We start from the raw sequence: 26,532 nt of genomic DNA on the forward strand, positions 1-26,532 counted from the left end.
ACATGAATATTTGGTCAATTCTTTGTCTGATCTGGACTTTGGCAGCCTATGTTATGGCAAAGCGGATCTATCAGAAAAATCCAAAACTTTGGTTATCACCCGCAATTAGTGTACCTGTACTCACCATTATTTTGATGACGATTTTTGGAATTTCATATCAAACTTATGCAGAAGATACCCAGTGGATTGTGAATTTATTAGGGCCTGCAACGGTTGCTTTTGCTGTACCGATTTATCGCTATCGGGAAACGATTCGTAAAAACCTCGGGGTTCTCTCGATTGCGATTATTGTCGGCATGAGTGTAGGTGTGATGTCTGCCTATGAAATGGCACAGTGGTTCCATTTTAGCCCTGAAGTGACCAACAGTTTAATGGCCCGTTCTATTTCAACACCATTTGCCATGATTTTAGCGGAAGATATTCACGGTTCGGCAGCTTTGGTTTCTCTATTTACGGTCATTACGGGTTTGGTTGGTATGATCTGCGGCGATGCAATTTTAGCGATTACTAAAATCCGTTCTAATGTAGCCAATGGGGCAGCCTTCGGTAATGCAGCCCATGGTTTTGGTACAGTTAGAGCACAGCAGCGCAATAGTGAAGAAGGTGTAATTGCCAGTTTGACTATGGTTATTGCCGGTATTTTAATGGTATTAATTGGGCCATTTGCGATTCATCTATGGTTGGTGCTGTAGGTTTTCCGATGTGGGCTTGGCATGTTGTTGAATAATGTTTGATAGTTCTTTAATGGCTTGTTTCATCAGCTCAGGTTCAAAATCTCCTAAACCGACAATCAGACCCGAACATTGCTGTTCTTTTGAAAATGTCGGTGAAATTGCTTTAATGGCAATGCCTGCATCGACTGCCGAGCTTGCGACTTCAATGTCCTTAATATGATGAGCAAGCCATAACACCATGTGCATGCCTTGATCGCCCGGTTGTAACCAAGCCAGTTCTTGAGGGATGTATTGTTCAATCAAACCAATAATATATTCTCGGACTTCTGCGTAAACATTTCGAGTCCGTCGAATATGTCGCTCTAAATAACCCTCTTGAATAAAAGCAGCTAAAACATGTTGGTCGGCAGCAGGCGGGTGCCGATCAATTAAGACTCTAAGCCCACAAAAAGGAGCTACCAGTTCTTTAGGCAACACTGCATAGCCAAGTCTAAGGGATGGAAATAACACTTTGCTGAAAGTACCCAAATAAATCACTTGGTCGGGTGCCATGCCTTGTAAAGATGGGAAGGGCTGGCCGTTATAACGAAGTTCGCTGTCGTAGTCATCTTCAATGATCCATGCATTTTGCTGTTTTGCCCAAGCTAATAAAGCAGTACGTCTTGCTAGACTCATTGGCATACCAAGTGGGTATTGATGAGATGGCGTCACAAAAGCAGCACGTGCATATTTTGCAAGCTTAATGCCAGTTTCAACCTGAATGCCTTCTTCATCGACAGGAACACGAACCATACGAATGTGTTGTACGGCATGCTCAAAAATAGCTGTGGTCCCCCGATAAGCTGGATCTTCAACCCAAACTTCATCTTTTGCTTCAAATAAAATCTGGCTGCAAATATAAAGTGATTGCTGAATACCGGGTGTAATCACAATTTGTTCAGGTTCGCAGTGGACAGAGCGTGATCGACGTACATAGTCGGCTATAGCAATTCTTAGTGATAACACACCTTGCGGTTCGCCATATCCTGAAGGAATTCCTGCACCTCGTGATCTAAATTTATTACCAAACTTACGCCAGATATCACTTGGTTGAGTACGACCGACGGGGACAGATACTGCAAAAGGAACATGAGGAAGTGGCTTAAATTCTTTGAGTACCTCGGCATAAGAACGTGCCGATTTGGTCAAAGATATCGAGTTAGGTTTATTTTCTTTTTGAGAATGTTGCGGTGTAGTTTTTTTAGTTAAAGCATGAGACACATAGGTGCCAGTTCGTGCTTGAGAGTCAAAAACACCTTCAGCTAAAAGCTGATCATAAGCTTCAATAATGGTTCCGCGAGCGACACCTAGAGTTAAAGCCAGTTCACGGGAAGAAGGCAACGGATCTCCAGGCTGTAAATCACCACTTTGTACAGCTTCACGTAAAGCTTGGGTCAGCTGAGCACTAATCTTCCCTTGGCTTTTATCAATCTTTGCAATAGATGGAAGTTCAACAACTTTTGCCATTCTTGCCATAATTCTGGTCTACTTAAAAAAATACAAAGTGGTTCTTTTTAATAAACCACAGAAACCAGAAAATTTACAACACAAAATATAAATAACTCTGATATTTACAGCGAGGTTTTGAGTCATGTATATCCCTGATGATTTTGCAGAAAACCGGTTGGATGTGTTGCATTCTCTTATTGCAGAATATCCATTTGGGGTGCTTTTTACTCATGGGAATAGTGGTTTAGATGCAAATCATCTTCCATTTGAATTGCTGGCAAAGGAAGGGGACTTGGGTATGTTACATGCGCATGTGTCTCGAAGTAATTCTGTTTGGCAGGACATTAAAAATGGAGATGAGGTACTCGTCGTGTTTCAAGCTGGCGATGCGTATATTTCACCAAACTGGTACCCATCCAAACATGAACAGCACAGACAAGTGCCGACATGGAACTATAGGGTTGTGCATGCTTATGGAAAAGTGACGATTCGAGATGATGAACGCTATGTTCGTGGTGTAGTAGCTCGTTTAACCCGTACCCATGAAGCATCTCAACCTGAACCATGGAAAATGTCAGATGCACCAAAAGACTATCTTGAACCAATGTTAAAGGCGATTGTGGGAATAGAAATTGAAATTACTAAGCTGCAAGGAAAATCAAAACTTGGGCAAAATAAAGAACGCTGTGACATTTTAGGCGCGGCAGATGGCCTATCGACGTCTGGTCATCAAACCATAGCGAATGCCATGTACAGTGTGGCTGAGTTAAATAAATAATTTTGAAAACATAAAATTTTAATATCAATTGAGGAGATAAAGATGTCTTTGACTACATCTGTTGAGTTAGTGGGTGAACACGTTATTTTAAAGCCGCTAGATGTAACTCAGGCTGAAGCGCTCAAAGAGGCCGTTTGTGATGGGGAACTCTATAATCTTTGGTATACCCGTGTGCCAAGACCTGAACAAATGGCTGCTGAAATTGAAAGACGTCTTGATTTGCAAAAATCTGGTTCTATGTTGCCTTTTTATATTGAAGACCGAAAAACAGGTCGGGCGTTGGGCATGACAACTCTCATGCATATTGAAGAAGCACATCGCCGTGTAGAAATTGGTTCGACGTGGTATCGCAAGTCTGCACAGCGTACGCCTGTAAATACTGAATGTAAAAAGCTCCTATTGGCTCATGCATTTGAGACTTTAAACTGTATGGCGGTTGAATTACGCACTTCTTCTTTAAATGTTCAAAGTCAAGCCGCGATTGTACGTTTAGGTGCAAAGCTCGATGGTGTGCTAAGAAGCCATCAAATTGTGAAAGATGATATTTTGAGGGACACTCATGTTTATAGCATTTTGAAACATGAGTGGCCTGCGGTCCGTCAAAATCTAGAATGGCTATTGAGCAAACCGCGTTAAAAACAATTTAAACAAACTGCTTTTCTCTTTTTTGGCTTAGCCAGAAGAGAGAAGCTGCGGCAATCACCAACCATGGTATTAACGCCATATTCATTGCTTTCCAGCCAAATAAATCCAGTAAAGCACCTGCACTAAACGAACAAATCAATCCCACAACAAAAACGGTCATATCGTTAATGGCTTGAGCCTTGGCTTTTTCAGCCACGGAATAGGTTCCTGTGAGTAAAGAAGTACTGCCAATAAATAAAAAGTTCCAACCCACGCCTAATAGAATTAAAGAAATAGCAAAAGATGCGAACTGAATACCTGAGAGAGCAAACCCAATGTAGCAGGCAAATAATAAAAGACCTGCAAACATGATTTTAATTACCCCAAAACGTGCAATTAAATTTCCAGTAAAGAATGAAGGTAGGAACATACCAAGCACATGTAGCTGAATGACGGTGGTAATTGATCCAAGTTCATGGTGTGAATGTCGCATAGCAATTGGTGTAGCGGTCATACCTAAAATCATAATGCCGTAGCCTGTTACTGCGCCAAACAGAGCAACCAAATAGGTCGGTTGAAAGACAATCTGTTGCCATGGGCGACCAGCAGTAAAGTCAGACTTTTGCTCAACTGTATCGGCAATATGTAGGCTAGATAAAATTCCCATTGCCACAAATGAGATAATACTAATAATTAAAAATGAACCGATATATTCTAAATGCTGGAATAAGGGTCCACCAAAACGCGCTAAAGTCGGACCAATCAGTGCTGCAACAATTCCACCTGCCATCACCCAAGAAATAGCACGTGAGCGAAACGCGTCAGTTGCCACTTCACTGGCAGCAAAACGGTAAAACTGAGCAAAGGACTGATAGGCCCCGACACATAGCGTACCCAAAGCCAGAAGCATGAGTGAACTATAAAAAATACCGATTGAAGCAATAATGCCGCCGAGTACACCTAAGAAAGCGCCGAATAGAAAACCATTACGTCGTCCTACACGTGCCATGAGCATTGATGCAGGGAACATCATTAAGGCTGTCCCCAAAAACATAGATGCGATGGGGAGGGTTGCAAGTGTTGGCGTGTTTGCAATATTAGCGCCAGCCAAGCCGCCAATGGTCATGACCATGACGGAAACGGTTTGGAAAAGTGATTGAGAACTCGCCAGAATTAATACTTGGCGGTGCATGGTATTTTGAAGCATAACGAGCCTTTAATTATATTCAGCAATAGCTGAGGCTAGGTGTCCGGTTTTTACATAAATAGAAGCGCCAGACAAACCCGCTTGAAAATGGGCATGTGTTTTCGGAGGTAGGCGTATCCATGTTCCAGCGTCAAAAACCATTTCTTTATCAGCCAACTGACCTTGGGTGATCAAAATTTCGATTCCATCCTCAGCATCTTCCATAAAAAGTTGCTGCGGCTTGAGTTTTTCTAAATAGGTGTGCTCATAACTTGCATCAACCAATGTGCAAAATAAACGCGAATCTATTTCTTGCCATTGTGTTGGATCGTTGGTATTGATCCGTAAGGTTTGCGTTTCTGACGTAGGAATTTGCATAAGTTTGACAAAAATCAATGCACCTTCTTCGCTCGACGGTTGATGTACCGACTGATGGGGACTCCGTAAATACCATCCAGCGGGGTAGTGCTGATTTTGATTTTCAGTAAATACGCCTGAAAGTACGAGGATTTCTTCACCATGATGATGTCGATGTTCAGGAAAGATAGTGTGGGGCGCATATTTCACCAAACTGGTCGCACGAGCTATTTCATCGCCAATACGATCGAGCATGACACGATCAACTTCCCCACGGGGAGATTTCACCCAATGATAGTCTTCAGGTTTGACAATCACAGCCTGTGAAAAATCGGCATGGATCAACATGAATACTTTCCTCGTAAACTAAATTCTCTTTATTCAATAACAAAATAAATAAAATGAATGAGCAAGCCCGTTTAAGATGTAAAAATTTAATCATTATGAATAGATTACAGAACATTTTAGAAATAAAGGTTTATAAGTACAAATGAGATAATCTATTTCTACAGTAAAGAAAATCTTTAGCGTTATGAATTCACCAGTTTATTTGAATGCGCTCCGTGCTTTTGAAGCGAGCGCACGCCACAAAAGTTTTTCTGCGGCGGCAAAAGAGTTAAATGTTACTCCGGCTGCGGTGGGACAATTGGTGCGTACACTCGAAGATTGGTTAGGCTTTCCTTTGTTTCATCGGCAAACGAATGGTAAAAATCGACTGGTCGCTACTGAACTGGCTGAATCGGTTTTACCGGATATACGGGCGGGTTTTGATAAGCTGACTTTGGCTTTAGAAAAATTAAAACAAGATTCTCTATCAGGTGTGCTTAATATTGCAGTGAGTCCAGCATTTGCTGAAAAATGGCTATTACCAAGAATTGACCATTTTCAAAAACAATATCCAGACATTGATATTCGTTTAGACATTAACTTGAAAACCGTAGATTTTTTAGAACAAAAAGTTGATGTGGGGGTGAGATATGGTCAAGGCCAATGGCAAGGGCTAGAAGCAGTTAAACTTATGGATGAAGAGGTTTATCCCGTATGTTCACCCGCATTTTTAAATGAACATTCATCGCTCTTAATTCCAAATGATCTGAAAAATATCACTTTAATTCATGATCTTTCTATGGAAAAACATCAACAATTTCCGGGGTGGCAATCTTGGCTAAAAAGTGTAGGTTTGAATGACATCAACGTTAGCCGTGGTATGCAAATCAACAGTTCATCTGCAGTTTTACAAGCTGCAATGGAAGGACATGGTGTTGCATTAGCGCGTAGTGTTATGGTGCAAAAAGATATACAAACCGGGCGTTTGGTACGATTATTTCCTCAAATTCACTTCTCATCGCCCTTTTCTTATTATTTGGTGTACCGACCACAATACGCAAATTTACCCAAAGTCAAAATCTGTCTAGATTGGTTTTTTGAAGAAATTCATCGAATATAAAATTAATCGTTAACCTGAGGTTAATAACGGCTCATCTAGGTTGATTGATCGAAAGTCCATAAAGCGTTTTTATAGATTCAGAACAAAACTGCGATCTATAGGTAAACACATGGAAGGCTCAGTTCAGAATAAAGAACGGTTATGGACAAAGCGGCGTCATGCCAAACAACTAAAACTAGAGATGGCAAACCAATATACCGATGGTGTGGTGATTCCAACTCAAGACATTATTAAAGTTTTAGAAACCCTGATTACACCGGGTGACCGAGTTGTACTCGAAGGGAATAACCAAAAGCAGGCAGATTTTTTATCGCGCTCTTTGGCGCAAACCAATCCAGATATTTTGCATGATTTGCATATGATCATGCCGAGCGTTGGGCGTTCGGAACATCTCGATCTGTTTGAAAAAGGTATTGCACGTAAACTCGATTTTTCTTTTGCTGGCCCACAGAGTTTACGTATTAGCCAGTTAATTGAAGATGGGCTGCTAGAGATTGGTGCGATTCATACCTATATTGAGTTGTATTCACGTTTGGTGGTTGACCTTATTCCAAATGTGGTGCTGTCGGCGGGCTTTATGGCAGACCGCCAAGGCAATATCTATACAGGCCCAAGTACCGAAGATTCTCCAGCACTTATTGAACCTGCTGCTTTTAGCGACGGTATTGTGATTGTTCAGGTGAATGAACTGGTCGATGATGTCTCAGAGTTGCCACGTGTCGATATTCCTGCTTCTTGGGTGGATTATGTAGTTGTGGCAGACCAGCCTTTTTATATCGAACCATTATTTACTCGTGACCCAAAACACATCAAGCCAGTGCATGTGCTCATGGCGATGATGGCAATTCGTGGAATTTATGAAAAGCATAATGTGCAATCGTTAAATCATGGCATTGGTTTTAACACGGCAGCAATTGAACTGATTTTACCGATCTATGGTGAGTCTTTAGGGTTAAAAGGAAAAATTTGCCGAAACTGGACACTAAATCCGCATCCAACCTTAATTCCAGCGATTGAAACAGGATGGGTTGAAAGCGTGCATTGTTTTGGTACTGAACTCGGTATGGAAAAATATGTTGCAGCTCGTCCCGATGTGTTCTTTACAGGTCGTGATGGCGCATTACGTTCCAACCGTATGATGTGCCAGCTCGCAGGTCAATACGCGGTTGATTTATTTATCGGTGCAACGTTGCAGGTTGATGGCATGGGGCATTCTTCGACTGTGACCAAAGGTCGTTTAGCTGGTTTTGGTGGTGCACCAAACATGGGACATGATCCGCGTGGCCGCCGTCACGATACACCTGCATGGCTTGATATGCGTTTGCAAGGTGCCAATGAAACTGAAACCTATTTGGCACGTGGAAAAAAACTCGTTGTACAAATGGTGGAAACCTTCCAAGAGGGTGGTAAGCCGACTTTTGTAGAGCGTCTCGATGCAATTGATGTTGCTAAAACGGCTGGTTTACCTTTAGCGCCGATCATGATTTATGGCGATGATGTCACCCATTTACTGACCGAAGAAGGCATTGCTTATCTATATAAAGCAAGCAGCCAAGAAGAGCGCCAAGCCATGATTGCTGCGGTGGCAGGTGTGACTAGTATTGGTTTAACTCAAGACCCGAAAACAACAGCACGTTTAAGAAGTGAAGGCCTGGTGGTATTCCCTGAAGATTTAGGCATTCGCCGTACAGACGCAACACGTGAGCTTTTAGCTGCAAAAAATATTGCCGACTTGGTGACATGGTCAGATGGCTTATATCAACCCCCTGCAAAATTTAGGAGTTGGTAATGATGGCACAAGTTCAATATCAAACTCTTAGTAGTAGTCAGCTTTTGGCAAGTTTAGCGGTCGAGGCTTTAATTGATGAAGTGAATCTGACTCCTAAACCAGCCTTGGTTGATCGCCGTGGTAGTGGTGCCCATGATGACCTGACTTTGGCGTTAATGGAGCGCTCTGCGAAAAGTTTAGGGCCCATGTTTGAGGAAATGGCTCAAGCAGCCATGCACCATGGTGAAGTTTGTTTAGCCTTGCGCGAAGACATTGGTGAAATTGGTCGCCAAGGCGAAAACACTATGATGTTGGCAACAGATGGTGTTAACACACACCGCGGTGCAATTTGGGCCTTGGGTTTAATAGTGACGGCGGCGGCATTGGCACGTACCAATCAACAATATTTATCGGCTGTTGAGCTATGCCAGTTAGCAGGTCAGATTGCCCAGCTTGAAGATCGCTTTATTCCAAAGCAAGCTTTAAGTCATGGCCAACAAGTACAGAAAAAATTAGGCGTCTTAGGTGCAAAAGAACAAGCTCAGCAAGGTTTTCCAACGATTGTGAACTTTGGTTTAAAGCAGCTTTATCAAAGCCGTAGTAAACCCATGAAAGAAGAGTTCGCTCGTTTAGATGCCTTGCTTGCCATGATGACTGATTTGACCGATACCTGTGTGCTTTATCGCTCGGGAACATCGGGTTTAAAGCGTATGCAACAAGGTGCTCAACAGGTACTGGATTTGGGCGGTAGTTCAAGCTTAGAAGGTCGCCGCGCTTTGCATCTTTTAGAGATTGATCTACTTCGGATGAAAGCCTCTGCTGGTGGTGCCGCAGATTTGTTGGCAGCAACATTGTTTATAGATCGTGCTCAGCAGTCATCTTTAAAAAATAAAGAGGGATTTTGATGATGGAAACACTTCATTTTGAATTTGTGGCGACAGAGCCACCTGTAAAAAAAGCATTGGTAGGATGTGTCGGCTCGGGCGATTTAGAAATTTTGATGGAACCTGGTGAAAAGGGAAAAGCCTCTATTCATGTCGTTACCTCCGTAGATGGCAGTGCAGCACGTTGGCACAATCTTTTTGAACGAATTTTTACTGCGCAAATACCACCCGCCGTCAATATTGATATTCATGACTTTGGTGCAACCCCCGGTGTTGTTCGTTTACGTCTGGAACAAGCTTTAGAGGAGATTGCTCATGACTGATATCGAGAGCTTATTAAATAAACAAGATTTTATTGAGCTGAGTGCAAGAGAGCGTGCCAAAGCATTATTAGATGAAGGGACGTTTCGAGAGTTACTCGACCCATTTGCACGTGTTATGTCGCCTTGGCTCGTTAAACAGAATATTGTGCCGCAAGCCGATGATGGTGTCGTGATTGCAAAGGGAACTATTCAAGAACAGCCAGTGGTTCTAATTTCAATTGAAGGTTTATTTCAAGGTGGCAGTTTAGGTGAGGTGGGTGGTGCCAAAATTGCAGGTGCCTTAGAACTTGCGGCTGAAGATAATCTGAAAGGCACTCCAACAGCGGCAGTTTTACTGTTGGAAACAGGAGGCGTTCGCCTACAAGAAGCAAATCTGGGCTTGGCAGCAATTGCTGAGATTCAGGCTGCAATAGTGAACTTACGTCAGTATCAACCCGTGATTGCCGTGGTTGCAGGTAGTGTAGGGTGCTTCGGTGGAATGTCAATTGCAGCTGGACTATGTAGCTATATTGTAATGACACAAGAAGGACGTTTAGGTCTAAATGGCCCACAAGTGATAGAACAAGAAGCTGGTGTACAAGAATATAATGCCAAAGATCGTCCATTTATATGGAGTATTACGGGGGGTAATCAGCGTTTCGCTAGTGGTTTGGCAGATGCTTATGTTGATGATGATCGCCAGAAAATTCGGCAGCAAGTCATCGATTATTTAACTCAAGGCGTGCCTCATCAGCATCGTAGTTCAAATTACTCATTCTATTTAAAAAAGCTACAACAAGTTGATACGGCTGAGCAGATTACCCCAGCACAAGTTCAAGCTTTGTATCAAGGAGAGCAAGCATGAATATCGCCGTTGATACATTAAAAGCATCTACTCGTGGTGCGCATTGGTTTAAAGCGCTCACGCAAGGCTTTAAGGCAGTTGAAGGTTTTCCGGCTTCTATTTGGGTAGCTGATGGTCAGATTGACCAGCAAGCAGTACGTGTGATTGCAGTTGTGCAAGATACCAATAATCTGTTCCCACGGGCAAAACAAGGAGAAGTTGGACTCTTGGAAGGCTGGAGTTTGGCAAAAGCGGTTGATGAAGTGATTCAAGCCGATGCACAGGCTGAAACTAAACGCGCTATTTTATGTTTGGTTGATGTGCCAAGTCAGGCCTATGGGCGTCGTGAAGAATTATTAGGTATTCATCAAGCTTTAGCGGGTGCGGTAGATAGCTATGCTAGAGCCAGATTGGCAGGTCATCCTATTGTGAGTTTATTGGTTGGTAAGTCGATGTCGGGGGCTTTCTTGTCACATGGATACCAAGCCAATCGTATTATTGCCTTAAAAGATTCAGGTGTTATGGTGCATGCAATGGGTAAGGAATCTGCTGCACGCGTTACTTTACGATCGGTTGATGAGTTAGAGCAATTGGCCTCAAGCATTCCGCCAATGGCTTATGACATTGAAAGTTATGCCACGCTTGGTTTGTTATCTGAACTGTTATCTGTTGAAAACGCTGAACAACCGACAACCGCTGATCTTTCGTTAGCGAAGCAGGCAATTGCACAAGCGTTTAAAGAAATTAATGCTGAGCAATCGAGAGGATTAGAACAAAGACTTCACGGCCAAAACCGTCAAATGTCTAAAAGGGTCCGTGAGTTATTGCGTGAGCAATGGTCATGAAACTTGAGCTTGAAGCCCATGATTTACTGTGGGGCATGACGGTCGATTGCTTGGCTGATGATGCTCCGCATTGGGTGAAAGAGGTGTTACTACGAGGCGATCCTGTTGTGGTTCGACGGGCAATTACTCCTGAAGATCAGGTGGCGGTAGGTGTAAGAGGGCAATTTCGCTATCAACGATATGCAGCTCAAATGCCAAGAAATGCTATTAACAGACAGCTTAAACCCGAAGCACTGACTTATGTAGATATGCAGCAGTTTGCACATTTGGCAGAACGTTTACAGACCATTTCCAGCATTATGAAAAACTTTTCAGGATGTTGGGGATATACAGGGAGTTTCGGGTATGAGCTGGCAACAGGCATTAAAACAGTAACTCCTCAAAGTGACATAGATTTGTTGATTCGAGCTGAACAACCTTTTGCCAAAAAGCAGGCGATTGAGCTACTCGAAAATTTTCAGCACGCAGGCCTCAATGTGGATATACAGCTTCAACTTCCACAAGGTGGTTTGGCTTTAAAAGAATGGGCTGGGAACAGTGGAAAAGTTCTATTAAAACGTCCTGAGGGTGCTGTTTTAGTAGAAAACCCATGGAATTAGGGAATAGATATCATGGCTTCAATTTGGGTATATCCGGGACAAGGTGTGCAACGAAGTAATATGTTGCACGACTTACCTCAAATCGCTCTAGTTAAAGAGTACCTTGAGCGGGCATCGGATGCACTCAAAGAAGATGTCTTGATGTTAGATAGTCCGGCTGCATTGCAATCGACACGTGCAGTACAGCTTTGTTTACTGATTTCAGGTGTGGTGAGTTCAGCTTTATTAACAGCGGAAAACTTAACACCTGATTATGTAGCAGGTTTATCAATTGGCGCATGGTCGGCTGCGGTTGTAGCAGGAGTTCTAAACTATGAAGATGCTATTCGTTTAGTTGCCTATCGAGGTGAACTCATGCAAAACGCTTATCCCACTGGATATGGCATGGCGGCACTAATTGGTACAGATCGTGCAGCTGTCGAAACATGGGTCAAACAAATTTATGAAATAACGCCAGAGGTGTTTGTTGCAAATATTAATGCACATAACCAGATCGTTATTTCAGGAAGTTTTGAAGCCATGAACCAAGTTGCTGTTTTGGCAAGGCAACAAGGCGTGGTGGCAAAAAAATTAGATGTATCGGTGCCATCGCACTGTGAATTATTAAGTCAGCAAGCAAAGCAACTTGCAGCGTCTATGGAGGGAGTCACTTTAAAGCAGCCTAAAATACGTTATTTAAGTGGTACAACGGCTCGTACGCTGAGCAGACCAGAACAGATTGGTGATGACTTGGCTTTTAATATGAGTCGAACTGTAGATTGGGAAAGTACCATCCAAGCTGCATGGGAGCGAGGTGTAAGGTTGCAGATAGAAGCTTTACCGGGAACGGTACTTACTACACTTGCACGTCGAACATTTAAAGAAGGAACCGTGTTGTCATTTCAAGGGACACGTATAGATAGCATTCAGATTGCGATGCAAAAAGAACAGCAGAATTATTGATCTTTTTGATTCTGATTTACAAAAGCATAAATGATCCAAGGATATGAGGGATTGTCATGATTATATATGGAGTTGGTTTACTCGCACTTTGCACCTTGGTGGGTGTTATTGTCGGCGATCTGTTGGGCGTTTTATTGGGAGTAAAGTCCAACGTTGGTGGCGTGGGTATCGCCATGATTTTACTCATTTGCATACGGTTATGGATGGAAAAACGCGGTGTTATGACAGTTGAAACTGAAAAAGGCGTTTCATTCTGGGGCACTATGTATATTCCTGTTGTTGTTGCCATGGCAGCGCAACAAAATGTAGTTGCCGCTTTATCTAGTGGTCATATGGCACTATTTGCTGCTGTAGTTTCAGTTGCAGTTTGTACACTCACTATTGCCGGTTTAAGTCGTTACAACAAAGCAAGCCCTTTACCTAAAGAAGAGGACACCGCATTAAACCGCATTGGAGTTAAAGTTCATGGTTGAATTATTATTAAAAGACTTAACCCATTTAGGTTTAATTACAGCTTTTGCCTTAATTGCCTTAATTATGTGGCTGTCGACCAAGCTCTCTAAATATTTAACCAACGGACGTGTGCATGCTTCAGCAATTGCGATTGTGATTGGTTTGATTTTGGCATGGTTTGGCGGAAAAATGACAGGTGGTGAAAAAGGCTTGACTGACCTTGCGCTCTTTACGGGTGTAGGACTTATGGGCGGTGCAATGCTTCGTGACTTTACCATTGTAGCAACAGCCTTTGAGGTACAAGCGACTGAGGCGAAAAAAGCAGGATTTATTGGCGCCTTCTCTTTATTTCTCGGGACCATTTTGCCGTTTATTGTCGGTTGTATGTTTGCGTGGATTTTCGGCTATCGTGATGCGGTAAGTATTACTACAATTGGTGCGGGTGCAGTGACTTACATTGTGGGTCCAGTGACGGGGGCCGCAATTGGCGCGAGTTCTGAGGTTATGGCCTTATCAATTGCAACGGGACTGGTGAAAGCAATTTGTGTAATGGTGTCAACGCCGCTTACCGCAAAATTTATGGGACTTGATAATCCACGCTCTGCCATGATTTTTGGTGGCTTGGCAGGAACAGTAAGTGGTGTTTCTGCTGGTTTAGCAGCGACAGACCGTCGCTTGGTTCCTTACGGTGCACTTACAGCAACGTTCCATACAGGCCTTGGCTGTTTAATGGGACCAACTGTTTTGTTCTTTGCTGTTAAAGCTTTAGTCGGTTAATCAGTATTTAATACTCAGTCAAAAAGGCCGTTGCTATTAACAACGGTCTTTTTTATTTTTGAAATTAGAGGCAAACATTCGACATTCAGCAATCAGGGCAAGTAAGTTAGGGTCTCGTTCCTTACTTTTTAAAAAGACCAGACCAATTTCTTGTTGCATATGATATTGCTGTTTTAAAGGAATAAGTTTGACCGAACTTTCATAAACAGCAGAAATACGACCAGGTAGTAGAGCAAAACCGACACCTGAGCTGACCATACTAATGAGGGTAAAAATATCATTGACCTGTAAAGCAACTTTAGGTGAAAAACCAGCTTTTTTAAAAATGATGTCGCTGTCGTTATGAGTAGCAAAACCCTTAGTTAAAGTTAAAAAAGTTTCTTCTTTTAAAAGGCTTAAATCAATATCTTTAAACTCAGCATATTTAGAATCTTTATTGACTGCCAAAAAAATGTCGTCTGAAAACATTGGCAAAATTTCAAAGTCATCATCTTGAGTGGTTTCATTAAGAGCTACGATAATGGCATCAAGCTCTGTCGCTTTAAGCTTTTTCACCAAATCCTGATTTGAACTCAGCAATAGTTGAATATCAAGCTCACTACGTCTGAGTTTAAGACCGCTAATCACATTTGGAATGGTATTTACAGTCAAAGAATAAAGAGAACCTAAATGTAAAACCTTAGCTGCAAAGCCAGCAGCTTCTCTGGTTTTATTTACAGTGATAAAAATGTCTTGTACGATTTTTTGTGCGCGTTCTTCAAATACATAAGCACTTTTTAAAGGAATCAGGTTACGGCCTTCATTTTTAAAAAGAGGACAACGTAAAGCACTTTCTAAAGAGTGTAAGGCTTTATGAACACTGACATTACTCAGCTGCATTTCTGTGGCTGTTTTAGACAAATTTCCACAGCGCATAAAAGCTAAAAAAATCTGTATTTTTTTAAGGGTGAGTTCTTCATCAATTTCCATATTAATTCCTTGAACCTGTTTCCCTTAAAACTATAGATTTGAGTTATAAAGTTACCACAAAATAAAGTCTATAAAATTGTGCTTAGGTCGAAGCATTTCTCTAGAGATTTACTTCAACTCTTTGTTGAATGGTTTTGATAACCTGATCTAATGCGCTTTGAATTGTAGTGTTCCATTCAAAAGAACAATTGATTCGTAAATAATGCTGTTGTGCGGGTAAAACACTAAACAGAGGGCTTGGCGCAACGCCAATGTCTTGCTGAATCAATTCTTCATAAATTTGCATACTGTCTAGCGTACTAGGAAGTTTAACCCATAGAAAATAACCACTTGGGTAGTAATACACTTCGCAAGAGCTTGGTAAATGTTGTTTTAAATAGTGATAAAACTGCTTTTTATAACGCTCAAGTGAAAGCCTAAGTGTGCGTAAGTGCTTTTCATAATGATGGTGAGACAAGAATTCAACCAATGCATTTTGAATGAGTGCATTGACTGAAATGGTACTCATAAGCTGCAAGTGTTGAATATGGTCTGAAAACTTACCCGCATAGACCCAACCGACCCGAAAACCAGCACCTAATGTTTTAGAAAAAGAAGAGCAGTGAAGCACCAGATTTTGTTGGTCAAAATACTTCATTGAAAGTGGTTTTTGGCCGCCATAAAAAAGTTCTTCATAGACATCATCTTCGATCAAATAAATTTGGTGTTCGTGAAGCAACTTGGCAATTTTATATTTAATGTCATCACTGACGGTAAAACCAATCGGGTTATGGGCGTTGAGCATGAGCCAACACACTTTGATTGGATATGTTTGAATAACCTGTTCAAAAGCCTCTAGGTCAAAACCATGTTGAGGATGTTCAGGAATGGTAATCACTTTAAGTCCTAAACGCTCTGCGGCTTGCCAAGCTCCATAAAACACGTTTTGCTGTAATAAAATATAATCGCCGGGTTGAGCGACAGCTTGTAGCGAAAGGTTTAGTGCATCCAAACCACCTGATGTAATGACAATGTCATCTGGGTCAGTCTGTATGCCTTGCATACAGTAGCGCTGAGCAATCAATTTTCTTAAGGCTAAATTACCGGGAGGCAAACTGGTGGTCTGGTCATAACTTTGTCTTTGACGCGCAAGCTGTCCCATAATTTGAATGAGTTTGGGAGCTGTTAAAAGTTGACTGTCTGGAAAAGCTGAACCAAAAGGCACGACAGACTCATGTTGAATCGATTTAAGATATTTAAAAACTAATGAGTTAATTTCAATTTTAGAATTCAGTGAAACAACTGAGTATTGCTCTAAAGGTTTAAGTGCAATTTGCTCGGCAACAAAGTATCCAGATTTTTCTTTTGAATAGATCAGACCTTGTGATTCAAGCTCCTGATAAGCATTCATTACGGTCATTAAACTAAAGCCAGAGCGTTGTACCTGATCTCTTAATGAAGGTAATTTTTCATGTGCATTTAAAGTGCCGCTCTCAATGAGTTGGCGAATGCTATGAGCGAGTTGTTCTGATTTATACATGTATGAGCTGCACGAAATAACAAAATGAAAGATGCACTTAATCAATAATAAATGCCGTTTGCAGAATCTACAAACGGCATTTGTTTAGAACGATAGATTTACTTTAAGTAAGGGGCAGCATAAATCAATATGACTTTAAACAAACCCGCAAACACAGCTAAGGCTAAAAAACCGCCCAGCCATAACAGAATAAACCATTGAGTTTGATTGAGTTTAACGGATGACTTTTTCATAAAACCCTCCATACTTAATGATAACCTTCGTCGCCTACACGCACTTTGTCACGGAATACCCAATAAGAGACAATGGTGTAAGCAATAATAATTGGAATCAGAATTAACGCACCGACCAAAGCAAACATCTGGCTTGAATGAGGCGCTGCTGCCTGCCAAATGGTGACTGATGGCGGAATAATATAGGGCCATAAACTAATCACAAAACCAGTAAATGCAAGGAAAACCAGTGCCAATGTATATGCAAATGGCTTAAGGTCATGATCCTGCTTTTTACATGCTGATAAAATCAGGCCAACAAATAATAAGACCAAAATAGGTACAGGGCTAAAATAGAACAGATTTGGTAAAGAGAACCAGCGATCTGCAATTTCAGGATGAGTCAACGGCGTATATAAACTTACGCCACCAAAAATGATCAGCAGTGCAATAATCAGTTTTGGCATAAGCTCATACATGCGTTGCTGTAAGCCTTTTTCAGTTTTTAAAATAAGCCAACCACAGCCTAAAGTGGCATACATCGCAACTACGCCAATACCTGTGAAGACCGTAAACGGAGATAACCAATCAAATGGACCACCAGCATAAATACCATTTTCGGTTTTAATCCCTTGGATATAGGCACCCAAAATAATCCCTTGTAGGAAGCTGGTTAAAACTGAGCCCCAAATAAAGGCTAAGTCCCACAGATGCTTGGTACGGTGAGCTTTAAAACGGAATTCAAACGCAACGCCACGGAAAATCAGGGCAATGACCATGAAAATAATAGGCAGGTAGAGTGCCGATAAAACTGTTGAATAAACCAGTGGAAATGCTGCATATAGCCCAGCACCACCGAGTACCATCCACGTTTCGTTACCATCCCAGACAGGGGCGACGGTATTCATCATCACGTCACGTTCTTGGCTATTCTTAATGAAAGGGAACATAATCCCGATTCCTAAGTCAAAACCATCCATGACCACGTAAATCAAAACACCTAAACCAATAATACCGACCCATATTAAAGAAAGATCAATCATGATGTTTCTCCCCAGATTTTTGATTATCGTCAATGTTTTCATCGACAGCACTGAGTGGACGCATTGGTGTTTTAAAGTGTCCAACGCCACCAGATTCAATAGTTGGTGTATCGATAAATACAGGGCCTTTATTAATGAGTTTTAAGGTGTAGTAAATGCCGCTACCAAAAACGATGGTGTATACCACCACAAAAATAAAGAGACTTAGACCCACCTGATCGGCAGAAACTGTATGTGAAAGCCCATCTTTGGTTCGCATAATGCCGTATACAACCCACGGTTGACGGCCGACCTCAGTGGTAATCCAACCTGCAAGCATTGCCACATAGCCCGCAGGCCCCATTAACAAAGCGAATTTATGGAACCATGAAGTTTCATAGAGTTTTCCACGCTTACGTAACCAAAGCGCAATGAGTGACAGGGTGACCATGAGTACACCAAGACCCACCATCACACGGAAGCTCCAGAAAATAATGGTTGAGTTTGGACGATCTTCAGGTGCAAACTCTTTTAAACCAGTCACTTGACCATCTAAACTGTGCGTTAAAATTAAACTACCCAAATATGGAACGCCCACTTCAAAGTGGTTACGCTCTTCTTTCATATCCGGAATGGCAAATAACAATAATGGCATCGGCTCATTGTGATTGGTTTCCCAGTGACCTTCCATTGCAGCAAGTTTGGCAGGTTGATGTTCACGAGTATTTAAACCGTGGTTATCGCCAATCACTACTTGCAAACATGAAGTCACAAGCACCATCCAAAGACCCATAGAGAACGATTTTTTCACCAACTCATCACGACGGCCTTTTACTAAATGCCATGCAGATGTTCCGACCACCAATAATGATGAAACCAAGAAAGCGGCAGCACCCATGTGGGCAAAGCGGTAAGGGAAGGACGGATTAAAGACAATAGCGAACCAGTCTTTTGGCACAATAATGCCATTTTCAATGGCAAAGCCTTGAGGCGTCTGCATCCAGCTATTGGAAGATAAAATCCAGAACATGGAAATACACGTTCCGATGGCAACCATAAGTGTTGCAAAGAAATGGGCCCTAGGGCCAACACGCCCCCAGCCAAATAACATAATGCCTAAGAAACCTGCTTCTAAGAAGAAGGCACTCAAGACTTCATAGGTAAGTAAAGGACCAGTAATACTTCCGGCAACGCGTGAAAATTCACTCCAGTTAGTACCGAACTGGTAACTCATGACCACGCCCGAGACCACACCCATACCAAAGGCAACGGCAAAGATCTTAATCCAGTATTTAAATAGATCTTTATAAATCGGGTTTTGGGTTCTTAACCACTTCCACTCTAACACTGCTAAAAAGCAGGCAAGACCGATAGAGGTGGCCGGAAAAATAATATGGAATGATACTGTAAAAGCAAATTGTATTCGTGCTAATTCTAAAGCGGTTAGACCGAGGCTCATAAACTTTCCCCCTGTGAACTAGCTGATGATGGTTGAATGAGTTAAATACTTATTTTCAGGCAACAAAGTATTTTGACGATTAAACTTGCATCTGTGATAAATGTTCTTAGCAAGTAAAATGCCAACACGGTAAAGCAATATAATTGCTTGATATTTCAAGAGAATAGACTGATTGATTGTTCTCAATCTGTTAACAAAGTTTATGCTTGATGTTGCATTTGTAAAAAAGCATGTTGCATTGAAACATTGATGAAATATCTGGCGATATGCAATAGATCGTCTCATGAAAACTACCTACCTTAAGAAGTTTCCTTAATCATGCACTTACTATCTTTGTATATGTAGATACAGAAATTTTTTATAAAACTATAACAGTCTGGAGCTGTCATGAGGTGTGCTATAGTTTTTTTTCAAATATCTGTAGCTATTTATCCATTCTTTAAAAGTCCAAAATAAATGAACAAGATTTACGAATGGCCAAAATCACTTTCCAAAACAAAGTGAATGCGACTTTGGGTAATAAGCGCAGAATAGTTTCTTCTCTTTTATTCCTTTGTTGTTTTGCGTGAGGTCTGGTTGTTACGTAGGTTATTAAAGACCTGATTTAAGTGTAGCTCTTCTAAAATAGCTTGGATGTTAAAAAATGTTTATTACTTCTCAACTCAATGTCCTGCATAAAATTATTAAAAATCAGCCTATTCCTGCATCTATATTGGCTCAGTTAGAACAAACCTACGTTAATTTTGAAGCTACTTTATTAAGAGCAAAAGTACTCAGAGACTTTTCCAAAGCTGAAACTGTATATTTAATTCAATCTCATATTGAGGCACAGCAAAGTAGTGTGGCCTACCTATTTTCACCTTTTATTTTTGCAAATTTAAACAAGCCTGCCATTTATACGACACCTGCGACTGCACCTGTACTTTCTATTCTCAATAAATATTATCAAGCAGATAAAAAGGTGCTATTTAAGGTAGATGAAGTTTTAGAAAGTCTAAAAATTTATATAGATTTGGAACTTACAGAGCTTAATGAAGTTGAGTTTATTTATTTAAGCTTAATCAAAGCTCTGTGTCGAAGTGACCTTTCTACAGTTTTTTTAATTACAAGTTTAGACATAGATATCGAGCATTTAGAAGCTCTTGAGCAATTCCTAAAAGTCAAAATTTATTGGATTAAAACGACAAAAGATGAGGACTTAAAAAACTTTAATAGCTTAGAAATGCGGAAATTATTATTCAAAAATAAAGATGAAACCTATGTACAGCTATGTGCACAATTTGCTTGGATGAATGCGGAGCTTGTGGGACTGTGTGACACCTTCACGTCGCATCAAATGACTCATTTAATTGATGATATGTTTTATTCAGAGCATATTTTCGAAAAACTATCTGTCTATTCAGAATATATGCAAACCTTATTGCAAAGTCAGCATAGTCTAAACAAGAAAGAGATCGCTTAGCGTTGGCAGGCTTTTATTGTGCGTTATATAAAGTTTGAATACTGTTATAAAAAAATAATCGTTTTCATGTGAAATAAATATTTTATGGTAAAAGCAAAGCAATATTGGTTTTACTTACATGACAAATTTAAATTTTGAGCATCATCTCGGTTCACTAACGCATGCAGCACTTAGTCAGGCTTCAATTATTTCTCGCGTGTGGGGTGAAGGGCCATCATCACGTTATGATGAGTTGGCACAATATTTCAGACCGACTTTTGCCCGTATTAAAGAAGGAGCTTTAATTCGTGAGCAACAACATATTTTGCCCTATGAACAACTTCAGTGGCTCAAAGATGTTGGTTTTACACGGTTAAGACTTCCCAAAGCTCATGGGGGCTTTGATGCCACTATTCCTGAATTATTTGCATTGCTCATTGAACTTGCAGAGGCCGATTCAAACTTACCGCAAGCTTTGCGTGTGCATTTTGGTTTCACTGAAGATGTGTTGGTGAGTAAAGATAAAGCTTTCCAACAGCGTTGGCTTAACCGAATTGCCAATGGGGAAACAGTTGGTAGTGCGTGGTCTGAAGGTGGGAAAGAGTCAATTGATCAGTTTGAAACTCATCTATATCGGGATAGTGACGGAAAAATTCGTGTTAAAGGTCAAAAGTACTACACCACAGGCAGTCTATATGCAGACTGGGTTGAAATTGGTGTAACCGATTTAAAGGGTGAGTCTGGCTCGGTGGTTGTACGCCGTGAAGATGAGGGTGTTGAAATTGTTGATGACTGGAATGGCTTTGGTCAGCAACTCACCGCAAGCGGTACAGCATATTTCCATGACGTATTGGTCGATGAAACTGAAATTTTACCTGACGATGACCGCTTTAAATATTCAGCGGCTTACTATCAACTGGTCCAACTGGCAATCATTACAGGTCTAGGACGTGCTGCAACCTATGATGTTTCGCAAGCTGTTGCCAAACGTACCCGAAACTACACACATGCGAATGCCCAATTTGTAAAACAGGACCCACAAATTTTACAAGTGGTGGGACAAATTCGTGGTGCGGCTTACAGTGCAGGAGCGATTGTTGAAAAAGTTGCACAAAGCTTACAGCGTGCTTACTTAGCCGCATTTCAAAATAATGAGCAGCTTGAAGAAGAGCAAAATGCGATTGCCGAGCTTGAAAGTGCACAGTCTCAAACAGTCATTACCGATCTAATTTTAAATGCTTCTACGATTTTATTCGACGCTTTAGGTGCTTCTGCAACAGATAAAGATTTAGGTCTAGATCGATACTGGCTTAATGTACGAACTTTATCTTCACATAACCCTAGAGTATTTAAAAATCGAATTATCGGTGATTTTAGTGTAAACGGCACATTACCACCTTATCAATGGCGAATAGGGAATGTTGCTAAGAAATAAATTGTAATTTTAGATATTAAGCTGCTATTTTTAGTGGCTTAATATTATTTTGTTTTTAAAGTGAATTATAAAAACCTATTAGAATAAAATCATATTTTGTTTGGGATTTATATTATAAAGAAAACCTGAAAATTGCTTTAGTATAAAAATTAAATAAAATGCTGGTTGATATTTTATGACTAAGAAAATTAGTTTTAATGCTTTTGAAATGAATTGTATTGCCCACCAATCTCCTGGATTATGGCGACATCCTCAAGACCGATCTGTTGAATATAAAGATTTAGAATATTGGACAGATTTAGCGCAAATTCTTGAGCGTGGTTTTTTTGACGGTATTTTTATTGCAGATGTGCTTGGTATTTATGATGTTTATCATCAAAGTGCTGAACATGCCTTAACAGGTGCAGTACAAGTTCCAGTCAATGATCCACTACAGATTGTGCCAGCGATGGCCGCAGTCACAAAGCATTTGGGCTTTGGTGTCACAACCTCGATTTCCTTTGAACATCCTTATCCTTTTGCTAGACGTATTAGTACTTTAGATCATTTAACCAAAGGGCGAGTTGGATGGAATATTGTGACGTCTTATTTGGAAAGTGGTTCGAAAAACTTGGGTTTAAAAACTCAGGTTAATCATGACAATCGTTATGATATTGCCGATGAATACTTAGAAGTCCTTTATAAACTTTGGGAAGGCTCTTGGGAAGAAGGTTCGGTACTGCGTGATCGTGAAAGCGGTATCTTTGCTGACCATAAAAAAGTGCATCCAATTCAGCACGAAGGTAAATACTTTACTGTACCGGGCATTCATATTTGTGAACCATCACCACAGCGAACCCCAGTACTCTACCAAGCAGGCGCATCTTCACGCGGGCAGAAGTTTGCAAGTCAAAATGCTGAGTGTGTATTTATTGCAGCGCCGTCTAAAATTGCCACTAAAAAAGTGGTGCAGGGTATTCGCCAAAAATTGGCTCAAGAAGGCCGCGACCCGTACTCAGTTAAAATTTATGCACTTTTGTCGATTATCACTGATGAAACCGATGCAAAAGCACAGGCTAAGTTTAAAGAATATCAAAACTATGGAAGCTATGATGGGGCATTAACATTGCTGTCTGGCTGGTCAGGTGTGGACTTCTCACAATATCAACCAACAGACAAAGTTGAATATATTCAAACCAACGCCATTCAATCTTTATTAGACTCTTATGTAAACGCGGACCCAGAACGTGTTTGGACCATTGAAGAAATTGCAAATTGGAACAGCTTAGGTGGTAATGGACCAGTACTCGTGGGTTCGGCAGAAACCGTTTCAGATGCTTTACAGCAATGGGTTGAAGATACCGATGTTGATGGCTTTAACCTTGCCTATATTTTGGCTCATCAAACCTTTGCCGATGTGGTCGAATTTATTGTTCCAGAGTTGCAAAAACGTGGGGTATATCAAACCTCATATGCACAAGGAACATTAAGAGAAAAACTATTTGGTGCTGGACCATATTTGCCTGAAAATCACCGCGGTGCAAAATATCGTAATCTAAAAGAGTTAAAACTTGCTGAGGCGAGTTAATATTTTAAAAATCATTTAAATAAAAGCTGGTTAAATGCCAGCTTTTATTTTGTCTTTTTATATCGGATTTACTGCTGAGTTAATAATGAAAAGATAATTCTATAATTTAGATTAAAACATCAGATTAATTTGTTTTTGTATGGTGCGAATAATCATTATTTTGTTTCTGTGTTTAAAATACAGGAATTATTAAGTGAGCACACAAGAACTCGATCATAACCACCGTTATGAAATTAAATCTCCCGATGATGTTTCACAATTAATTTCCAAATTTGCAGGGAAGGGTAAATCGAATAAAGTTATTTGGTTGGCACTGATTGGGGTGTTTATTGATGCATATGATTTAACAACGCTCTCATTTGGTATTGAGCAAGTCATCTCTGAGTTTTCTTTAAGCCCTGTCATGACTGGGGTCGTAGCTTCAGCAATTGTCTGCGGAACCATTGTTGGTAACCTGATTGGTGGTTGGCTGACAGATAAAATCGGCCGTTATCGGGTATTTATGGCAGACATGGTGCTCTTTGTCATTGCGGCAATTGTCGCAGGCTTTGCACCGAATGTATGGGTTTTGATTTTAGCCAGATTTATTATGGGAATTAGTGTCGGTATTGATTTGCCTGTGGCCATGTCATACTTATCTGAATTCTCCAAATTTAACGGTAGTAGCAACAAGGCAGCGCGTTTAGCCGCATGGTGCCCAATGTGGTACGCCGCTTCTTCAGTGTGTTTTGGTCTAGTGTTGGCGCTTTACTTTCTTTTACCGCCTGAGCATAGCAATTGGTTATGGCGAGCATCTTTAATTTTTGGAGCAGTGCCAGCGTTACTCATTATTTTCATTCGTGGTAAATATTTAACTGAATCACCAATCTGGCTTGCAAACCAAGGCGATTTAAAAGGCGCAGCTAAAGTTCTACAAGAATCCTATGCAATTCATGCAGTCGCTATAGTTGAAAAAGTAGAAAGAACTAGCGATAAGAAAAAGCGCGAGGGTTTTGCTGTTTTATTTAATAAAACCTATTTGCCAAGAACGATTGTGGCCATTGTGATTCATATTTCGGTAGCATTTCAGTACACGACCATTGCCTTCTTTTTACCTTCTATTTTAACGCGGTTTTTTCATACTGATGTCTTGACGACCATTACCACCACACTTGGACTCAATTTACTGTTTGCATTTACGGGCGGACTATTAGGTGTATTTGTTGCTAGCAGATTTAAATCTCGTCATGTGTTGCTTACAGGCTTTTTACTCCAGTTTATAGCCCTCATTGCCTTAGCATTAATTGGTGAACCCGGTAATAGCTTTTTACTCTACACCGCAATTGGCATGCTCGGTTTGTGGCTTTTTGCCGAAGGCTTTGGGCCTGGGGCACAAATGATGGTTTATCCAACCATGGCTTATCCAGCTTCGATTCGTGGCGTTGGTGTCGGCTTTAACCGTGCAGTAACGGGTGTTGCTCAAGCAATTGCTTTGTTTGTTTTACCGATCTGGATGGCGGGATATAAAACGGATGTTTACCTGATTATTTCTATTTTTGCATTTATTCCTTTAATTGTAATTGGGCTACTGATTAAGTTTGAGCCTACTGCCCAAGATGTTGATGTGATTGATGAAGATAAAACAGAACTTCCTCTCAACAATTCACCAGTAATCGACTAACGTAAAATAAATATCTAAATGAAATAAAGGCCAACATCTGTTGGCCTTTATTTTTGGAGTTAGAAGTAGTAAGCAAAAATCACAAATGCTTTTTTATTCCATTTATCATTGGTTCCACCAGCTGCAAGGCCTTCACTGTCTCCTAGATATGGATCGTGTTTACCCATCAGCAATTCGGCTTGTACGGTCAGTTTTTGATAGTTAAAGGCAATGCCGGGAATAAAACGGGTTGAATCTTTAAAGCCATCTTGTTCTTTTCGATAAGAACTATAGTTCAAGTAAGGACGAACAGAGGTAATGGGGCCAAATTGCTGAGGAAATAAATAGCTGAGTTCGGCTGAATAAATCTGACCTTTGGTTGCCGAGTTAAATGAATAATCGAAACCGCCTAAAGTCAGGTGGTCTTTATATTGAGTGTCGGCATTATCGATATCTTGATAACCAGCTAAAAGCTGTAAATTCCATTGGTTATAATTGGTATTACTAAAAACCGAATAGACTTGGCGATCGCCATCTTGTCCTGAACGTTTGTTTTCAATGGTGGAATACCAAAGAGAAGCACCCAGTTGGGTAGAGAAATTTTCTTGGCCTAAGACATTTTTAAAGGTATGAGCACCGCGAACTACAATCGAGTTCTTTTCTTGGGTATTGGTGCCTTGTGGTACTGAGTCATCTGCATTGACAGGGTTGATACTAAATCGACTTGAGTCTTTGCTTTTACCTCTATAGGTGCCACCATCGGTAGGATAAAAGGCGAGTTGTGCTTCATTGGTTCCATCATTGAAATCATATTTTACGCCAAGGTTGTGTACATCTTCCCAACCCGCACTATTGGCAATGCCTAAATAATAAGTATTTCCCCAAAAGCGACCCAAGCCAAAAGGAACTGGGTTTAAGCCAGCAATAATTTTACTGTTATCATTAATTTTATAACCCAACCACGCATCGGTAAGCCAGTTGGCATCGCCTAAACGTCCATAATACTCATAAACCCGATAATCTAGATGGCCAATCCATTTCGGTGAGTTGTAGTCCAGCCATAATACTGAGTCATTAAAGGAAAATTTACTGGTAGAGGGTTCAGAGTCAAAATCATAAATATATTTAGCCCGAACAGTACCACTTACTTTAAGTTGACCTTCTTCAGCATTGCCAAAGGTAAGTGCTGCATGACTTGAGAGGCTGAATGTAATCAAAGTCGTCGCGATGAATATTTTTTTGAAAGATGTGGGACGTTTAAACAAGGGATGATTTCTCCTCTTAAAAATAAAAATTAAATT

26 protein-coding genes are annotated in these 26,532 nt (G+C 40.8%); 17 read left to right on the top strand and 9 right to left on the bottom strand.

Annotated elements, in window-relative coordinates; genetic code table 11:
- Window positions 1–2 precede the first annotated feature (2 nt).
- Entirely contained in the window at window positions 3–692 is a 690-nt protein-coding gene (locus KTI78_RS15270; protein WP_262446617.1) for an LrgB family protein, read from the top strand.
- Here the strand turns inward: KTI78_RS15270 and KTI78_RS15275 are convergent.
- Window positions 675–2,189, bottom strand: a complete 1,515-nt coding sequence (locus KTI78_RS15275; protein WP_262446618.1) for a PLP-dependent aminotransferase family protein — start codon at window positions 2,187–2,189, stop codon at window positions 675–677. The two genes, KTI78_RS15270 and KTI78_RS15275, sit on opposite strands and share 18 nt — an antisense overlap.
- A 115-nt stretch (window positions 2,190–2,304) precedes the next feature.
- Here KTI78_RS15275 and KTI78_RS15280 point away from each other — a divergent pair, with 115 nt between their 5' ends.
- Together KTI78_RS15280 and KTI78_RS15285 are read left to right on the top strand one after the other, a co-directional pair.
- A complete protein-coding gene (locus KTI78_RS15280) occupies window positions 2,305–2,940 on the top strand; it encodes an FMN-binding negative transcriptional regulator (RefSeq protein WP_262446619.1) in 636 nt (211 codons plus the stop codon).
- 42 nt (window positions 2,941–2,982) lie between these two features.
- Window positions 2,983–3,576: a GNAT family N-acetyltransferase gene (locus KTI78_RS15285; protein ID WP_262446620.1), complete on the top strand. Its 594-nt coding sequence runs from the start codon at window positions 2,983–2,985 to the stop codon at window positions 3,574–3,576.
- A gap of 7 nt (window positions 3,577–3,583) precedes the next feature.
- On the opposite strand, the gene KTI78_RS15290 is transcribed toward KTI78_RS15285, so the two are convergent.
- Window positions 3,584–4,771, bottom strand: coding sequence for an MFS transporter (locus tag KTI78_RS15290; RefSeq protein WP_224991685.1), 1,188 nt, complete (start codon window positions 4,769–4,771; stop codon window positions 3,584–3,586).
- A gap of 9 nt (window positions 4,772–4,780) precedes the next feature.
- Entirely contained in the window at window positions 4,781–5,455 is a 675-nt protein-coding gene (locus KTI78_RS15295; RefSeq protein ID WP_262446622.1) for a cupin domain-containing protein, read from the bottom strand.
- A 184-nt stretch (window positions 5,456–5,639) separates the two neighbouring features.
- Here KTI78_RS15295 and gcvA point away from each other — a divergent pair, with 184 nt between their 5' ends.
- From gcvA to madM, 10 genes are all read left to right on the top strand, one after another.
- The gene (gene gcvA, locus KTI78_RS15300) at window positions 5,640–6,554 is read left to right on the top strand and encodes a transcriptional regulator GcvA (protein WP_262446623.1); all 915 of its coding nucleotides are present in this window, start codon (window positions 5,640–5,642) and stop codon (window positions 6,552–6,554) included.
- A 109-nt stretch (window positions 6,555–6,663) separates the two neighbouring features.
- A complete protein-coding gene (mdcA, locus tag KTI78_RS15305) occupies window positions 6,664–8,343 on the top strand; it encodes a malonate decarboxylase subunit alpha (RefSeq protein ID WP_262446624.1) in 1,680 nt (559 codons plus the stop codon).
- Window positions 8,343–9,227, top strand: coding sequence for a triphosphoribosyl-dephospho-CoA synthase (locus tag KTI78_RS15310; RefSeq protein WP_262446625.1), 885 nt, complete (start codon window positions 8,343–8,345; stop codon window positions 9,225–9,227). The genes mdcA and KTI78_RS15310 overlap by 1 nt, the downstream gene beginning before the upstream one ends.
- Window positions 9,228–9,229: 2 nt before the next feature.
- Entirely contained in the window at window positions 9,230–9,529 is a 300-nt protein-coding gene (locus KTI78_RS15315) for a malonate decarboxylase subunit delta (protein WP_000448951.1), read from the top strand.
- The gene (locus KTI78_RS15320; RefSeq protein WP_262446627.1) at window positions 9,522–10,373 is read left to right on the top strand and encodes a biotin-independent malonate decarboxylase subunit beta; all 852 of its coding nucleotides are present in this window, start codon (window positions 9,522–9,524) and stop codon (window positions 10,371–10,373) included. The genes KTI78_RS15315 and KTI78_RS15320 overlap by 8 nt, the downstream gene beginning before the upstream one ends.
- A complete protein-coding gene (mdcE, locus tag KTI78_RS15325; RefSeq protein ID WP_262446628.1) occupies window positions 10,370–11,197 on the top strand; it encodes a biotin-independent malonate decarboxylase subunit gamma in 828 nt (275 codons plus the stop codon). The genes KTI78_RS15320 and mdcE overlap by 4 nt, the downstream gene beginning before the upstream one ends.
- The gene (locus tag KTI78_RS15330) at window positions 11,188–11,796 is read left to right on the top strand and encodes a malonate decarboxylase holo-ACP synthase (RefSeq protein WP_239968923.1); all 609 of its coding nucleotides are present in this window, start codon (window positions 11,188–11,190) and stop codon (window positions 11,794–11,796) included. Before mdcE ends, KTI78_RS15330 begins: the two co-directional genes overlap by 10 nt.
- Window positions 11,797–11,808: 12 nt before the next feature.
- Entirely contained in the window at window positions 11,809–12,738 is a 930-nt protein-coding gene (gene mdcH, locus KTI78_RS15335; protein WP_262446629.1) for a malonate decarboxylase subunit epsilon, read from the top strand.
- A 56-nt stretch (window positions 12,739–12,794) separates the two neighbouring features.
- Complete coding sequence (gene madL, locus KTI78_RS15340; protein WP_262446630.1) at window positions 12,795–13,211, top strand: malonate transporter subunit MadL; 417 nt, start codon at window positions 12,795–12,797, stop codon at window positions 13,209–13,211.
- Window positions 13,204–13,968, top strand: coding sequence for a malonate transporter subunit MadM (gene madM / locus KTI78_RS15345; RefSeq protein WP_000229915.1), 765 nt, complete (start codon window positions 13,204–13,206; stop codon window positions 13,966–13,968). Before madL ends, madM begins: the two co-directional genes overlap by 8 nt.
- A 36-nt stretch (window positions 13,969–14,004) precedes the next feature.
- Here madM and KTI78_RS15350 read toward each other — a convergent pair whose 3' ends face one another.
- The 5 genes from KTI78_RS15350 to KTI78_RS15370 form a co-directional block, all read right to left on the bottom strand.
- A complete protein-coding gene (locus tag KTI78_RS15350; RefSeq protein ID WP_191899268.1) occupies window positions 14,005–14,937 on the bottom strand; it encodes a LysR family transcriptional regulator in 933 nt (310 codons plus the stop codon).
- Window positions 14,938–15,037: 100 nt separating this feature from the next.
- Window positions 15,038–16,456, bottom strand: coding sequence for a PLP-dependent aminotransferase family protein (locus KTI78_RS15355; RefSeq protein ID WP_262446631.1), 1,419 nt, complete (start codon window positions 16,454–16,456; stop codon window positions 15,038–15,040).
- A 98-nt stretch (window positions 16,457–16,554) separates the two neighbouring features.
- Window positions 16,555–16,689: a DUF2474 domain-containing protein gene (locus KTI78_RS15360; protein WP_262446632.1), complete on the bottom strand. Its 135-nt coding sequence runs from the start codon at window positions 16,687–16,689 to the stop codon at window positions 16,555–16,557.
- 14 nt (window positions 16,690–16,703) lie between these two features.
- Window positions 16,704–17,711, bottom strand: a complete 1,008-nt coding sequence (gene cydB / locus KTI78_RS15365) for a cytochrome d ubiquinol oxidase subunit II (RefSeq protein ID WP_016141319.1) — start codon at window positions 17,709–17,711, stop codon at window positions 16,704–16,706.
- Complete coding sequence (locus tag KTI78_RS15370; protein ID WP_016141318.1) at window positions 17,704–19,149, bottom strand: cytochrome ubiquinol oxidase subunit I; 1,446 nt, start codon at window positions 19,147–19,149, stop codon at window positions 17,704–17,706. The genes cydB and KTI78_RS15370 overlap by 8 nt, the downstream gene beginning before the upstream one ends.
- Window positions 19,150–19,792: 643 nt before the next feature.
- Here KTI78_RS15370 and KTI78_RS15375 point away from each other — a divergent pair.
- The 4 genes from KTI78_RS15375 to KTI78_RS15390 all read left to right on the top strand — a co-directional run bounded on the left by KTI78_RS15375 (window position 19,793) and on the right by KTI78_RS15390 (window position 25,252).
- Window positions 19,793–20,611, top strand: coding sequence for a hypothetical protein (locus KTI78_RS15375; RefSeq protein WP_262446635.1), 819 nt, complete (start codon window positions 19,793–19,795; stop codon window positions 20,609–20,611).
- A gap of 118 nt (window positions 20,612–20,729) precedes the next feature.
- A complete protein-coding gene (locus KTI78_RS15380; protein ID WP_262446636.1) occupies window positions 20,730–22,025 on the top strand; it encodes an acyl-CoA dehydrogenase family protein in 1,296 nt (431 codons plus the stop codon).
- A gap of 175 nt (window positions 22,026–22,200) precedes the next feature.
- A complete protein-coding gene (locus tag KTI78_RS15385; RefSeq protein WP_262446637.1) occupies window positions 22,201–23,592 on the top strand; it encodes an LLM class flavin-dependent oxidoreductase in 1,392 nt (463 codons plus the stop codon).
- Window positions 23,593–23,785: 193 nt separating this feature from the next.
- Complete coding sequence (locus KTI78_RS15390; RefSeq protein ID WP_262446638.1) at window positions 23,786–25,252, top strand: MFS transporter; 1,467 nt, start codon at window positions 23,786–23,788, stop codon at window positions 25,250–25,252.
- A 59-nt stretch (window positions 25,253–25,311) separates the two neighbouring features.
- Here KTI78_RS15390 and KTI78_RS15395 read toward each other — a convergent pair whose 3' ends face one another.
- On the bottom strand, window positions 25,312–26,496 hold the full coding sequence (locus KTI78_RS15395) for a hypothetical protein (protein WP_262446639.1): 1,185 nt from the start codon (window positions 26,494–26,496) through the stop codon (window positions 25,312–25,314).
- Window positions 26,497–26,532 lie beyond the last annotated feature (36 nt).

This window comes from Acinetobacter sp. WU_MDCI_Abxe161 (genome assembly GCF_025514355.1).
GTDB lineage: Bacteria > Pseudomonadota > Gammaproteobacteria > Pseudomonadales > Moraxellaceae > Acinetobacter > Acinetobacter pittii_E.

Excerpts from the sequence above, each read along its gene's own strand:
- KTI78_RS15270 (WP_262446617.1), top strand. The coding sequence starts at position 3 with ATGAATATTTGGTCAATTCTTTGTCTGATCTGGACTTTGGCAGCCTAT.
- KTI78_RS15275 (WP_262446618.1), bottom strand. The coding sequence starts at position 2,189 with ATGGCAAGAATGGCAAAAGTTGTTGAACTTCCATCTATTGCAAAGATT.
- KTI78_RS15280 (WP_262446619.1), top strand. The coding sequence starts at position 2,305 with ATGTATATCCCTGATGATTTTGCAGAAAACCGGTTGGATGTGTTGCAT.
- KTI78_RS15285 (WP_262446620.1), top strand. The coding sequence starts at position 2,983 with ATGTCTTTGACTACATCTGTTGAGTTAGTGGGTGAACACGTTATTTTA.
- KTI78_RS15290 (WP_224991685.1), bottom strand. The coding sequence starts at position 4,771 with ATGCTTCAAAATACCATGCACCGCCAAGTATTAATTCTGGCGAGTTCT.
- KTI78_RS15295 (WP_262446622.1), bottom strand. The coding sequence starts at position 5,455 with ATGTTGATCCATGCCGATTTTTCACAGGCTGTGATTGTCAAACCTGAA.
- gcvA (WP_262446623.1), top strand. The coding sequence starts at position 5,640 with ATGAATTCACCAGTTTATTTGAATGCGCTCCGTGCTTTTGAAGCGAGC.
- mdcA (WP_262446624.1), top strand. The coding sequence starts at position 6,664 with ATGGAAGGCTCAGTTCAGAATAAAGAACGGTTATGGACAAAGCGGCGT.
- KTI78_RS15310 (WP_262446625.1), top strand. The coding sequence starts at position 8,343 with ATGATGGCACAAGTTCAATATCAAACTCTTAGTAGTAGTCAGCTTTTG.
- KTI78_RS15315 (WP_000448951.1), top strand. The coding sequence starts at position 9,230 with ATGGAAACACTTCATTTTGAATTTGTGGCGACAGAGCCACCTGTAAAA.
- KTI78_RS15320 (WP_262446627.1), top strand. The coding sequence starts at position 9,522 with ATGACTGATATCGAGAGCTTATTAAATAAACAAGATTTTATTGAGCTG.
- mdcE (WP_262446628.1), top strand. The coding sequence starts at position 10,370 with ATGAATATCGCCGTTGATACATTAAAAGCATCTACTCGTGGTGCGCAT.
- KTI78_RS15330 (WP_239968923.1), top strand. The coding sequence starts at position 11,188 with ATGGTCATGAAACTTGAGCTTGAAGCCCATGATTTACTGTGGGGCATG.
- mdcH (WP_262446629.1), top strand. The coding sequence starts at position 11,809 with ATGGCTTCAATTTGGGTATATCCGGGACAAGGTGTGCAACGAAGTAAT.
- madL (WP_262446630.1), top strand. The coding sequence starts at position 12,795 with ATGATTATATATGGAGTTGGTTTACTCGCACTTTGCACCTTGGTGGGT.
- madM (WP_000229915.1), top strand. The coding sequence starts at position 13,204 with ATGGTTGAATTATTATTAAAAGACTTAACCCATTTAGGTTTAATTACA.
- KTI78_RS15350 (WP_191899268.1), bottom strand. The coding sequence starts at position 14,937 with ATGGAAATTGATGAAGAACTCACCCTTAAAAAAATACAGATTTTTTTA.
- KTI78_RS15355 (WP_262446631.1), bottom strand. The coding sequence starts at position 16,456 with ATGTATAAATCAGAACAACTCGCTCATAGCATTCGCCAACTCATTGAG.
- KTI78_RS15360 (WP_262446632.1), bottom strand. The coding sequence starts at position 16,689 with ATGAAAAAGTCATCCGTTAAACTCAATCAAACTCAATGGTTTATTCTG.
- cydB (WP_016141319.1), bottom strand. The coding sequence starts at position 17,711 with ATGATTGATCTTTCTTTAATATGGGTCGGTATTATTGGTTTAGGTGTT.
- KTI78_RS15370 (WP_016141318.1), bottom strand. The coding sequence starts at position 19,149 with ATGAGCCTCGGTCTAACCGCTTTAGAATTAGCACGAATACAATTTGCT.
- KTI78_RS15375 (WP_262446635.1), top strand. The coding sequence starts at position 19,793 with ATGTTTATTACTTCTCAACTCAATGTCCTGCATAAAATTATTAAAAAT.
- KTI78_RS15380 (WP_262446636.1), top strand. The coding sequence starts at position 20,730 with ATGACAAATTTAAATTTTGAGCATCATCTCGGTTCACTAACGCATGCA.
- KTI78_RS15385 (WP_262446637.1), top strand. The coding sequence starts at position 22,201 with ATGACTAAGAAAATTAGTTTTAATGCTTTTGAAATGAATTGTATTGCC.